This is a genomic window from Prolixibacter sp. SD074, assembly GCF_009617895.1.
Lineage (GTDB): Bacteria > Bacteroidota > Bacteroidia > Bacteroidales > Prolixibacteraceae > Prolixibacter.
The window spans coordinates 2,358,974-2,371,286 of record NZ_BLAW01000001.1; the positions used below are offsets into that span (position 1 = coordinate 2,358,974).

General features: G+C 44.6%; 10 protein-coding genes. 4 read left to right on the forward strand and 6 right to left on the reverse strand.

What is annotated here, in order from left to right; genetic code table 11:
• The first annotated feature begins 15 nt into the window (after window positions 1–15).
• On the forward strand, window positions 16–600 hold the full coding sequence (locus GJU82_RS10275) for a TIGR00730 family Rossman fold protein (protein ID WP_153632061.1): 585 nt from the start codon (window positions 16–18) through the stop codon (window positions 598–600).
• An 11-nt stretch (window positions 601–611) separates the two neighbouring features.
• Here GJU82_RS10275 and GJU82_RS10280 read toward each other — a convergent pair whose 3' ends face one another.
• Together GJU82_RS10280 and dapF are read right to left on the reverse strand one after the other, a co-directional pair.
• Window positions 612–2,999, reverse strand: a complete 2,388-nt coding sequence (locus GJU82_RS10280) for a cache domain-containing protein (protein WP_153632062.1) — start codon at window positions 2,997–2,999, stop codon at window positions 612–614.
• Window positions 3,000–3,023: 24 nt separating this feature from the next.
• A complete protein-coding gene (gene dapF, locus GJU82_RS10285) occupies window positions 3,024–3,806 on the reverse strand; it encodes a diaminopimelate epimerase (protein WP_153632063.1) in 783 nt (260 codons plus the stop codon).
• Between the two features lie 154 nt (window positions 3,807–3,960).
• Here dapF and GJU82_RS10290 point away from each other — a divergent pair, with 154 nt between their 5' ends.
• Complete coding sequence (locus GJU82_RS10290; RefSeq protein WP_153632064.1) at window positions 3,961–5,421, forward strand: Do family serine endopeptidase; 1,461 nt, start codon at window positions 3,961–3,963, stop codon at window positions 5,419–5,421.
• Between the two features lie 92 nt (window positions 5,422–5,513).
• Window positions 5,514–6,374: an RNA polymerase sigma factor RpoD/SigA gene (locus GJU82_RS10295; protein WP_106542986.1), complete on the forward strand. Its 861-nt coding sequence runs from the start codon at window positions 5,514–5,516 to the stop codon at window positions 6,372–6,374.
• A 112-nt stretch (window positions 6,375–6,486) separates the two neighbouring features.
• Here the strand turns inward: GJU82_RS10295 and uvrB are convergent, their stop codons facing one another.
• The 3 genes from uvrB to GJU82_RS10310 form a co-directional block, all read right to left on the reverse strand.
• Window positions 6,487–8,532: an excinuclease ABC subunit UvrB gene (gene uvrB / locus GJU82_RS10300; RefSeq protein WP_153632065.1), complete on the reverse strand. Its 2,046-nt coding sequence runs from the start codon at window positions 8,530–8,532 to the stop codon at window positions 6,487–6,489.
• 94 nt (window positions 8,533–8,626) lie between these two features.
• On the reverse strand, window positions 8,627–9,679 hold the full coding sequence (locus GJU82_RS10305; protein WP_153632066.1) for a hypothetical protein: 1,053 nt from the start codon (window positions 9,677–9,679) through the stop codon (window positions 8,627–8,629).
• On the reverse strand, window positions 9,651–10,262 hold the full coding sequence (locus GJU82_RS10310; RefSeq protein WP_153632067.1) for an HAD family phosphatase: 612 nt from the start codon (window positions 10,260–10,262) through the stop codon (window positions 9,651–9,653). Before GJU82_RS10310 ends, GJU82_RS10305 begins: the two co-directional genes overlap by 29 nt.
• A 143-nt stretch (window positions 10,263–10,405) precedes the next feature.
• Between GJU82_RS10310 and GJU82_RS10315 the strand changes: the two genes are divergently transcribed.
• On the forward strand, window positions 10,406–10,843 hold the full coding sequence (locus GJU82_RS10315; protein ID WP_153632068.1) for a hypothetical protein: 438 nt from the start codon (window positions 10,406–10,408) through the stop codon (window positions 10,841–10,843).
• A 184-nt stretch (window positions 10,844–11,027) separates the two neighbouring features.
• On the opposite strand, the gene GJU82_RS10320 is transcribed toward GJU82_RS10315, so the two are convergent.
• Window positions 11,028–12,221, reverse strand: a complete 1,194-nt coding sequence (locus GJU82_RS10320; protein WP_153632069.1) for a pyridoxal phosphate-dependent aminotransferase — start codon at window positions 12,219–12,221, stop codon at window positions 11,028–11,030.
• Window positions 12,222–12,313 lie beyond the last annotated feature (92 nt).

Here is a 12,313-nt window from a genome sequence, read left to right on the forward strand (position 1 = left end):
TTAAATTGTTGAGCCGTGAATATCTGTGTTTTCTGCTCTTCGAGCAATGCCATTGCTGATGTTTATTTCGGGGAAGCCCGGTTACTGGGAACCTTAATCGGTGACAACCACCATAACATTGTATACGGTGGTTCGAATGTTGGATTGATGCACACCTGTGCTGATGCCGCACGACAGGCAGGAGCCGTTTCGCTGGGCATTATTCCGCAATCCATTCACGACCGCAACCTGGCTTCGGAGTACGACGACGAACTGATTGTAACGCCCAGCATGCGTGAGCGCAAATACCTGATGCGGAAACGATCGGATGCTTTTATTGCTCTTCCGGGCGGATTTGGTACACTTGAAGAGATTCTTGAGGTAATCACTTTGAAGCAGCTCAATTATCACAATAAACCCATTGTATTTATCAATACAAACGGATTCTATGACGCACTGCTACAACAGTTTCAACGCTCATACGATGAAATATTTGCCCGGGAGGAATACAAGAAGATGTATTATGTGGCAACTGACGCACAAGATGCCATGAATTATGTAAAAAGCTACCAACCTGAAGAGCTCAAAACCAAATGGTTTGACGTTCCGGGGGAAAAATAAAATAGTAAATATCAGTCTAGCGGGATGGTAAAATAAAAGACGGAACCCTTGCCATATTCTGATTCGACGCCAATTTCACCGCCGAGTAATTCTACCAGGCCTTTGCAAATCGATAATCCCAGTCCGGCCCCTCCGAAACTCCGGTTATAAGCAGGTTCCGCCTGGCGGAAACGTTCAAATATAAGTTGCTGATTCTTTTTAGCAATGCCGATACCGGTATCTTCAACCTTAAATACCACGTAATTCCCCTTCACCTCATACGTTACAACAATATGCCCTTCTGAAGTAAATTTGAATGCGTTAGATAATAAGTTACTCAAAATCTGTCGAACGCGTACCACATCAGAATTCAGTTTAAAGGAACCAGGAAGGCCTGGTTGAAAACGCATCTCTACTTTTCCACCCTTTTCGTCAGCTACCATTTTCTGATAGAGTCGAATCAAATCAATTAATGCCCCGTTCACCGTAAAAGGTGCTTTGGTCAGTGCCAACTGTCCGGCTTCGATTTTCGAAAAATCAATGATATCATCGATTAAATGCAACAAGGTATCACCGCTCTTCTGTATGTATGTAATATACAATTGCTGTTCATCTGAAGGGATATCCGAATCACCCAACAATTCAGTGAACCCAAATATCGCATTCATTGGAGTTCGTATCTCGTGCGACATATTGGCTAAAAAGGCCGATTTTAGTTTATCGGCTTCTTCCGCTTTGTGCAATGCGTTTTTCAATTGTTTCTCCCGCTCGCGTTCATCCGTAATATTCCGGTAAATATGAAGCATTTGATGCTTTCCCTCATGGCTGTTTAGCAATGTAAAAATGGCGGAAACAAGCAACTTCTTGCCTGTACGTGTATAACGGATAAGTTCACGTTCCAATCCGGCCCGATTACCTTCCTTTCCAATGTCTTTCAGGGAAATCCTATCCGATGCATCTTTACAAACCAATGAATTCAACGATTTACCAATCACTTCTTGCTGAGAAAACTCAAAAAGCTTTTCAAAGGCGTGATTAGCCATTTCAATTTGGTCTTCGTCAACAACCACGACCATTGCTACCGGAGCAACATTAAACAGATGTTTGAGGGCACGTTGATTGAAAATCAGTTCATCTTCGATTCTTAATCGGGCCGTCATCATTGTATTTGCGGATTCGCCTAAAGCGCGAATTTCCTTAAAATGAATTTTCCCGGTCTGAATATAACGTCCTTTCGGGTGCCGGAAATAACTGATAAACCAGTTGATATCGTCGTAAAACCGTTTGTAGTAAAAATTCAGGAAGAAGAAAAATATGAGTGAGAAAACACATAAAACAACCAACGTGGTCACAACTGTTTTAAAGTACTTACTCTTTAGTTGCTGATCCTCTTTTTCTGCAAGTTTTCGGGCATCAGACATATAAGCGACACCTCCGACAATCCAGTGCCATTCAGGAACCGAATGCACAAAAACCATGATACTGTCAGACGTTTTGCGTACCTGGTTGTACCAACTACACTGGAAAAAACCACCATTCTTATTTTGCTTTACCAAATTCAGCTCTTGCCGGAATACTGTGATTTTGTTTTCAGGAGCATTGGTTAACAAATTCTCCTTCCCCTTGTAAGGTAAACCATCCACGATGATGGGGGTTCCATCGAATTTATTGATAAAGATAACATCACCCGAGTTCTTCCATTGTTCAGTCAACTTATGAACGATGCTTTTCTGTATTTCGCCCACAAAGTCCTCCGGGTAAACCCGGTGTCCGATGTACCATCCCAAAGCATCAACACGTTTAACGAAAGCTATTTTATCCAGATGCTGATTGTTCGCGTCATAATACTCCAAAAATCCGCTATCCTTCTCTCGAAGTAGTTTTAACTCTTTTCTAACGACGTAATTTCCCAGCGAATCATGAAAACTCGTTAGATTCTTTCCCGTATCCATTTCGTGTCCCGGAAAGATGACACTCTTCCCGCCAAGTGTATTGACAAAAAGTTGCCCCTTCATTCCCGGCCCAATAAATGCCGAGAGCGAGGTGAGAATCATTTCCCTTACTTTTTGCTCCGGATAAACATTATGGTATCTGGTCCACATGGCCGTAGCCATATTAGCAGCCGATTCAACACTTCGGGAGAGGGATGATTTCAGGTTATCAATGTATTCCGCCCGACGATAAGTGATATAATCAATTTCACCATCCACTTTCGTTTCAAGATTTGACTTTTCCTGATTAAAAATCTGGTTAATACGCAGTGCTCTGTTTACCCGGAAACTATACCACTCAGAAAAATTATAAACGATGAAGACTAAAAGGAAGGTAACCGAAAAAGTAATAAAAAACGCGCGACCGAAAAAACCGGGCATCGATACCGACTTAAAAAGGTTTAGGTGTTCCCGCATTTTTTCTTTCATCGAAAAATATTAAATATAAAGGGATTAGTCAATTACGATTGTTCCATCAAAAACAAAAGTGGCAGGGCCTTTTAACCAAATCCCGGCAAATTGATTCCCGGTACGTTTGAATGCAACCTCCAGCTGCCCGCCTTTGGCTTCCACCGGAAAAGAACCTTCTTTTTTTCCGGTTTTTAGGGCCGCACATAAAGCCGATGCAGTAATTCCAGTTCCACACGCAAGGGTTTCATCCTCTACACCACGTTCGTAGGTATAAACTTTTATTCCATTGTCACGAAGTTGGACAAAGTTGACATTGGTTCCTTCTGCAGCAAAACGTTCTGAATTTCTGATTTTTCTACCTTCTTTCACTACATCAATCGCATCAACATCATCTGCAAACCGAACGTAATGAGGAGAGCCGGTATTCAAAAAGAAATAATCTCCCCCACTTTCAACCTCCGGGACGTTTTGCATTTTCAGGTTAACCAGATCATTATCATCAATGACCGCTTCGTGTATACCATCAACGGCCAAAAAGCGGGTATTATTATGGATAATGCCTAATTTCCGGGCGAAAGCCACGATGCACCGCCCTCCGTTTCCACACATACTGGCCTCCCGTCCATCGGCATTGAAGTAGCGCATTACAAAATCATACTCCGGATGCACCTGCAGCAGCATCAGCCCGTCAGCTCCGACGCCAAACCTTCTGTCGCAAATGGAAGCAACCAGCTCCACATTGTCCCCGTCGAAGTGTCCATCACGATTATCGAGGATGACAAAATCGTTTCCTGCTCCCTGGTATTTGTAAAACTTTGTTTTCATAAGTTCTAACAGCTCAAAAAGTTAGTTAAAATATGTTAATCAGGACGATACAACATCCATTTAAATTGTTTGTTTCAATAAATTTGCCCGGCAATGGTATATAAATTGCTGGCAACATTCGCAGAAATATAGTTAATCTCTAAAAATACAGAGTATGAATAAATTTAAGAAAGTAACAACAAATTTACTTATTGCTTTTGCAGGAGCAATCATCGCAATAGCTGTTTATTCAACGACAGTTGGCAAAACAAAAGTTGTCACCGTTAAGGAACCTTCGCAATCGGTGCAACTAACCAGTCTTCCCAGTGCACCTCAGGGGCAGGTACCCGATTTAACATTTGCCGCCGAAAAATCGGTACATGCGGTAGCCCATATCCAGACCATGATAAAAAATCAGGGCTATGGTAATGGCAGCGGAAATCCCTTTTTCGATTTCTTTTTCGGCGACCGCGGAGGACAATATCAGCAACAGCCTCAATACACCCGGGCATCGGGTTCCGGTGTCATCATCAGTTCCGATGGATACATTGTCACAAACAACCATGTAGTCGACGGTGCGGAGAACATTCAGGTTATCCTCAACGATGACAAAAAATACGATGCGAAAGTAATCGGCCGCGATCCCAATACAGATATAGCCCTCGTAAAGATTGACGCAAAAAATCTTCCTTACCTTACCTGGGGAAATTCTGATGCCTTGAAATTAGGTGAATGGGTTCTGGCTGTAGGAAACCCATTTAATCTTACTTCAACAGTTACTGCAGGTATTGTCAGTGCAAAAGGCCGTGCCATCGGCATTAATGCCGGAAAAATGCCGCTGGAATCGTTCATCCAGACCGACGCAGCCGTAAATCCGGGGAACAGCGGAGGTGCACTTGTTAATACGCGCGGAGAACTGGTCGGTATCAACACAGCCATCGCATCCCGTACCGGTTCATATTCAGGTTACTCTTTTGCAGTTCCATCAGCCATCGCTGAGAAAGTGGTCAGTGACCTGAAGGAATATGGTGAAGTTCAGCGTGCATTACTTGGCGTAACAATTCAGAGAGTTACCTCGCAAGTAGCAAAAGAACACGACCTGGACAAAGTTGAAGGTATTTATATCGGCAAAGTTACAGAAGATGGCGCCGCAAAAGAAGCCGGAATTCGCGAAGGCGATGTTATTCTGAAGATAGACAATACAGTAGTGAACACCAATCCTGAACTGATGGAACAACTTGCCAAACATCGTCCGGGCGACCAGGTAACCTTAACCATCAAAAGGGATGGGAAACTGAAACAATATAAAGTAGTCCTCCGTAATACACGAGGAGACACAAGTATTCTCAAAGAATCCTTCTCAGTACTTGGTGCCAAATTTGGCCCCGTTTCCGATCAGGATATGCAACGCTTGCAATTGAACAGTGGAATCCAGGTAGATGAGTTATCCAGGGGAAAATTAAAAGATTTAGGTGTAAAAGAAGGATTTATCATCACCGAGATAAACAAAAAACCTGTTTCCACGGTTGATGATGTAAAACGCGCACTCAACCAAACAGAAGAAGGCCGTCCGGTTCTGATCGAAGGAGTTTATCCAAATGGACAATGGGCCTACTATGTTTTTAGAGTACAATAAATTGAATTGTCAAAGTCCGCATAATTCTGATGACCTATTATTTGCGTAGCAATTCATTGTTTCGTAAATTTGCGGACTTTTAATCGGAGAGCATGAGACAACTTAAGATTACAAAATCTATTACGAACCGCGAGAGTGCTTCGCTCGACAAGTATCTTCAGGAAATTGGTAAAGAAGAACTAATTACCGTTGAGGAAGAAGTCGAGTTGGCGCAACGTATCAAAAAAGGCGACCAGGCAGCACTCGAGAAACTGACACGGGCTAACCTTCGTTTCGTTGTTTCCGTGGCTAAACAGTATCAAAACCAAGGCTTAAGCCTACCTGACTTGATTAACGAAGGTAACCTGGGATTGATAAAAGCTGCAGAGAAATTCGATGAGACGCGAGGCTTCAAGTTCATCTCGTATGCGGTGTGGTGGATCCGTCAATCTATTCTTCAGGCTCTGGCTGAACAGTCGAGAATTGTCCGTTTACCGTTGAACCAGGTCGGTTCACTGAACAAAATAAACAAGGCATTCTCGAAATTTGAACAGGAACATCAGCGCAAACCCTCTCCGGAGGAGTTGGCAAAAGAGCTCGATCTTCCGGCCGACAAGGTAGCCGACACCCTGCGTGTTTCAGGCCGCCATGTATCGGTTGATGCTCCGTTCGTCGACGGTGAAGACAACAGCCTGCTCGACGTTTTGGTGAACAACGATTCACCCAACGCCGACCGCTCACTTATCGACGAATCACTGGCAAGGGAAATAGACCGTTCTCTGGCAACTCTCACCGAAAGGGAAGCCGATATCATCCGTATGTTCTTCGGAATTGGTTGTCAGGAAATGACCCTCGAAGAAATCGGAGAGCGCTTCGGTTTGACACGCGAACGTGTTCGCCAGATCAAAGAAAAAGCCATCCGCCGCCTGAGGCACACCTCTCGCAGCAAGTTGTTAAAAACGTACCTTGGGTAAGGTTATCCAAAAGCACATTCAAGAAAACAATCTTATACAGATAAGATTAGCCCCGCCAAAGAGCGGGGCTTTTTTATGTCTATGAGTTTCGTAGCCTGAAGATACAAGATTTCTACCGTCTGCTTTTCTCACCCGACCGCTCTTGCAGCAGTCCCTGAAGCCGGTACATCTCGTCACGCAGCTGGGCTGCTTCGATGAAATCCAATTCCTTCGCCGCTTTTTCCATCTCTTTTTTCGTGTTGGCAATGGCTTTCTCCAATGCATCCACTGTCATATATTTCACAACCGGATCGGCTGCCACATCAGCGGGTGGCGGACCGGCATACGCTTTCGCGGAAGAAGCAGCTTCTTTCTCTTTGCGGTATTCGTAACCAATTACCTCGCGGGTTGCTTTAATGATTTGCTGTGGTGTAATTTTGTTCTCTTCGTTGTAAGCCATCTGTTTCGCACGACGGCGGTTAGTCGAATCAATGGTCCGCTGCATCGATTTCGTGATGGTATCAGCATACATAATGACCAAACCATTCAGGTTTCGGGCAGCCCTGCCGGCCGTCTGTGTCAGGGAACGTTCCGAACGGAGGAAACCTTCCTTATCAGCATCCAGAATAGCAACCAGCGAAACTTCCGGCAAATCCAATCCCTCGCGAAGGAGGTTGATTCCGACCAACACATCGAAAACTCCCTTCCGGAGATCTTCCATAATCTGCACACGCTCCAATGTATCCACATCGGAGTGAATATAACGGGTTTGAATATCCATCCGGGTGAAATAAGTAGTCAATTCTTCCGCCATCCGCTTGGTCAGGGTTGTGACTAAAACACGTTCGCCCTTCTGCACACGCTGATGGATTTCTTCCATCAAATCGTCAATTTGGTTGGTACTCGGACGAACTTCAATTTTCGGATCGAGCAAGCCGGTTGGACGAATGACTTGTTCCACCACAACCCCTTCACTTTTTTCCAGTTCATATTCCGCCGGCGTTGCACTGACATAAACAATCTGGTTGATAACATCCTCGAACTCCTCGAACTTCAGAGGCCGGTTATCCATTGCTGCAGGAAGCCGGAATCCATATTCGACCAGATTAACTTTGCGGGCGCGATCGCCACCGTACATCGCCCTGATTTGCGGGATAGTCACATGACTCTCGTCCACAACCATCAGGAAATCATCCGGGAAATAATCCAGCAAACAGAACGGCCGCGTTCCGGGCTTTCGGCCATCAAAATAGCGGGAATAGTTCTCGATACCCGGACAGTAGCCCAGCTCCCGAATCATCTCCAAATCGTAGTTCACCCGGTCATCAATCCGCTTCGCTTCCGGCCGTTTTCCATCGTTTTCGAAAAACTCAATCTGCTTAACCAAATCGTCCTGAATTTGCCGGATAGCTAATTGCGTGCGCTCTTTCGAGGTAACGAAGATGGTCGCCGGATAGATTATTATATTATCGTGCCCGTCAATCCCCTGCCCTGTTTCCGGATCGAACGAAATCAACTCTTCAATTTCGTCGCCCCAGAAAACAATCCGGTAGGCATAATCGGCATAAGCAGGATATACATCCACGGTATCGCCTTTCACGCGGAAAGTTCCCCTGTTAAAACTCACCTCGTTGCGCGAATACATCGCATCGACAAGCTGACGCAGAAAAGCATTTCGACTAACGGTTTCACCAACTTTCAATGTCGATACATTCTGATGAAAATCTTCCGGGTTACCGATACCGTACAGGCACGAAACCGAAGAAACAACAATTACATCGCGACGGCCGGAAAGTAAGGCGGAAGTTGCGCTCAACCTCAACTTTTCAATCTCATCATTAATTGACAAGTCCTTTTCAATATAGGTATCCGTAACCGGAAGATACGCTTCCGGCTGATAATAATCGTAATACGAAACAAAATACTCCACCGCGTTATCCGGGAAAAACTGTTTCATTTCGCCGTACAACTGCGCTGCCAATGTTTTGTTATGGCTCAAAATCAACGTAGGCCGATCAACCCGTTCAATTACATTGGCCATGGTAAACGTCTTTCCCGACCCCGTAACACCCAACAAGGTCTGGTGCTTCGCTCCATCGTTCAATCCCCTAACCAGTTGATTAATTGCTTCCGGTTGGTCGCCGGTAGGTTGATATTCTGAGACAATTTTAAACTCCATAACTAACGGTTATTCGTTTAAACCGAACGAGTAATATACAAAAAAGTTCTCCTTCCGGCCGGAGGGGGAACTCTCTGTAAATCGTATTATTTAATTAACGATGCAGGATAAAATAGACTGGAAAATGGTCACTAATTCCACCATAATAATTCGGTCCGCCATACGTGCGGTTAGGTGCCGTTTCTCCTTTTTTGTTATGGTATTCCATCCATTTTTCATGAAAAACCATCCCGGATGCAGGAACCGTTGTCCAACCACTTTTAGCAGTAAGCAAATCGTGAGAAACCACCAGATTATCAAGCATGTTCCAGTTGCCACGGAAATAATAGGTCCCTTTTCCCTTCATGGAAGCCTGGTAAAGCAGACTATGCAACGTGCCATCCGTACCCGGAATCACTTTCAACACATCAAACAGGCTCTTATTTTCCGGTTCATCGTTCATATCGCCCATTATGATGATCTTGCTCCGGGGATTAATGGCAAGTAATGAATCGACCTGCTCCCGAAGCACGGAAACGACAAAAACACGTTTGGGTTGCGACTTTTCGAGGCCGCCCAGACGTGACGGCCAGTGATTCACAAACACGTGAAGCGTGTCATGTTTACCAGTCAACAATTTCGCGTAAAGAATATCACGCGTATGGTAATCCGGATCATCTTTAAAATGAATACCAATAACCGTATGTGTTATCTCTTTAAAAATGTCGGGGCGATAAAGCAATGCCACGTCAATGCCCCGGTAATCGGGACTCTCTTCGTGAATGATCTGATATTTTTCAGGAGCCATTCGCCTGGTCCGGACTAAATCATTCAGCACCGACTGATTTTCAATTTCAGCCAATCCGATCAATCCCGGTTCACCAACCGTGTCCACATCCATCAAAACATGTGAAATATCTTTCATTTTCTTGGTATACCGCTCCGTATTCCACTTTTTCGGTGATTCAGGGCTGAACTCAAAATCACGTTCACCCTGGTTATTAATGGTATCGAACAGGTTTTCCACATTGTAGAAAACCACCGAAGTAGCTTTTACTTTCGGTTCTCTCTTTCTGGGTGTACTACACGAACCGATGAGCAGCAGGCTTCCCGCCAACATCATCGCTAAGAAAAAACGATTATACTTCACGGCCAATGGTAACTTCATAGTATTTGGTAACATCAGTTGCAATCATTCCAGCACTTTCGGCTGCCTGTAAGCCCAGTTTTCCGTCTTCAAAAACCTGGCAATCGGTTGGATTTACCTGAATCAGTTTGGCAGCAGTCAAAAATGTTTCAGGATCAGGCTTATGATGCATTACATCTTCCGCCGCTACCAAATGCTCAAAGCATTCTTTCACTCCTGCCTTTTCCAAAGCCATCCATGCCAACCGTCTGTAACCACCGGTACCACATGCCATGGGTAGTTTCCCGTGGTATTCATGAATCAATTCAACAACCGGCTCCACTGGTTTTACCTTATGAATATTCTCTTCATAACGCAACTCCTTGATGCGGGCAAACTCTTCCGGATCGAATTTCTTGTTGAATTTCTCCTTCAACAACTGGCACGTCTCCACTGCCGGCATTCCTGTCACCGATTCAAACAACGGAATAGTAAAATCAATACCATACTCTTTTGCGGTGTCCCTCCATGCAATATAATGCACCGGCATTGTATCGCAGATCGTCCCGTCGATATCAAAAATAAGTCCGCGAGCCCGCAGATCGACTTCTAACTTGTGGTTCATAAAGAAATAAAAACAGATGCAAAAATAACGAATCCTTCGTTATCTGCCTATCACGTAGCAATTAGTTTAAGAAAACTTAAAATGGCTGACTCAACTGCTGAAAATTCCCTATTTTTCGCGGTAACAATCAATTGAAACAACAAATGAGTAACAATCCGTTTTACCTCTATACCATCATTCCGCAGTGGGGCATTTTTCTGGGGATTGGGCTGGTAGTTTTCGGCTATGTGGAAAAGAAAGGAAAACTATCTACCGCCGGTTGGCTGACCATTGTAACCACTGGACTTTTCGCTCTGGGTGTTAATCTTTTCGGTGATTTGAATCCCCACCCGTTACCCGAAGGAAATATGCCAGTCGATTTTCAGGTAATCGCATTAGGATGGCAAGCCGGAATTGCCGGAATTTTGGCATTATTTTCCATTTTTCTGCGACAGCGAAAAAGCAAACGGTATTCTATATTGGCTATTTTAACGGTAGCCTATGCAATTACGGTATTCTTCCAGTACAATCATTTTATTCGCAGCGGAGGTGAAAAACCGGCGGTAACACAGGAAGCACGGATGAAGGATTCGGTTAAGTGAGAAATTTTTAAATTTAAATATTGGTTTAGCGTTTCAGGATCTACGGCGCTGACAGGAAATCGTCGAAGGCGATAATTTCGAACAACCCGAAACATGAAATGTTACAACCGAAATCTGCAAAAATTACACCCAAAAAAGAGGAAGGCTTTCGGCCCTCCTCTTGCCATATAATGATAAAGCAAATTTATACAAGTTTACTCAGCGCGTTCTTGATACGGGAAATTGCCTCACGTAACTCCGCTTCCGAAGCTGCGTATGAAACCCGCAAACAGTTTGGATCGCCGAAAGCTGCACCAGTTACCACACCTACATGTGCTTCATTCAGCAAATACATGCTTAAATCGGTGGCATCGTCAATCACAGTATCGCCAACTTTTTTGCCAAAATAATGAGTTACATCGGGAAACACATAGAAAGCGCCGTCGGGCTTACTGGTTTTCAATCCGGGGATTTCCGCCATCAGCTCCATCACCATGTCGCGACGTTTCTCGAACTGGGCAACCATTTTGAATACTTCGGAATTATCCGAGTTAATGGCCGCGGCCGAAGCAACCTGAGCTACCGAGTTCGCCCCTGATGTATACTGTCCCTGCAATTTGTTGCATCCCTTCGCAATCCAGGTCGGAGCGGCAATGTAACCAATCCGGTATCCGGTCATGGCATATGCTTTCGATACACCGTTTACCACGACGACCTGATCCTTGATGGCGTCAAACTGGCCGATAGATTCGTGTTTCACACCGTAAGTGATATACTCGTAAATTTCATCGGAAATGACGATGATATTGGGATGTTTGGCAAAGATGCCTGCAAAAGCCTTCAGCTCCTCGCGGGTATACAATTTCCCGGTAGGGTTGCTGGGGCTACTGAACAGAAAGGCTCGTGTCTTAGGTGTAATAGCTGCTTCGAGTTGAGCCGGCGTAATTTTGAAATCGGAATCAACCGAAGTTTCAATCACGACGTTTTTACCTCCCGAAAGCTTTACCAGTTCAACATAAGTCACCCAATAAGGGGCCGGTACAACGACCTCGTCACCTTCTTCAACCACCACCTGCAACACATTGGCCAGTGAATGCTTGGCGCCGTTGGAAACCACTATTTGGCCGGGGGTATAATCCAGATCGTTGTCGCGTTTCAATTTATTGACGATGGCATTCCGCAATACCGGGTATCCGGGAACCGGGGAATAGTGTGAAAAATTTTCATCGACTGCTTTCTTGGCAGCTTCCTTGATGAATTCGGGTGTGTCGAAATCGGGCTCACCCACTCCCAAACTAATTACGTCAATTCCCTGTTCCTTTAATTCACGGCTTTTTTGGGCCATGGCCAAGGTTTGTGAAACAGATAGACGTGCAATCCTGTCGGCAACTTTTTCCATAATAGTCTGAATCAGAAAATTTGTTGAATTACCGGCCAAACTATGTTCCGGTGAATTTTCGGTAAATTTCTTTATAATTGTTATAGTTTCCG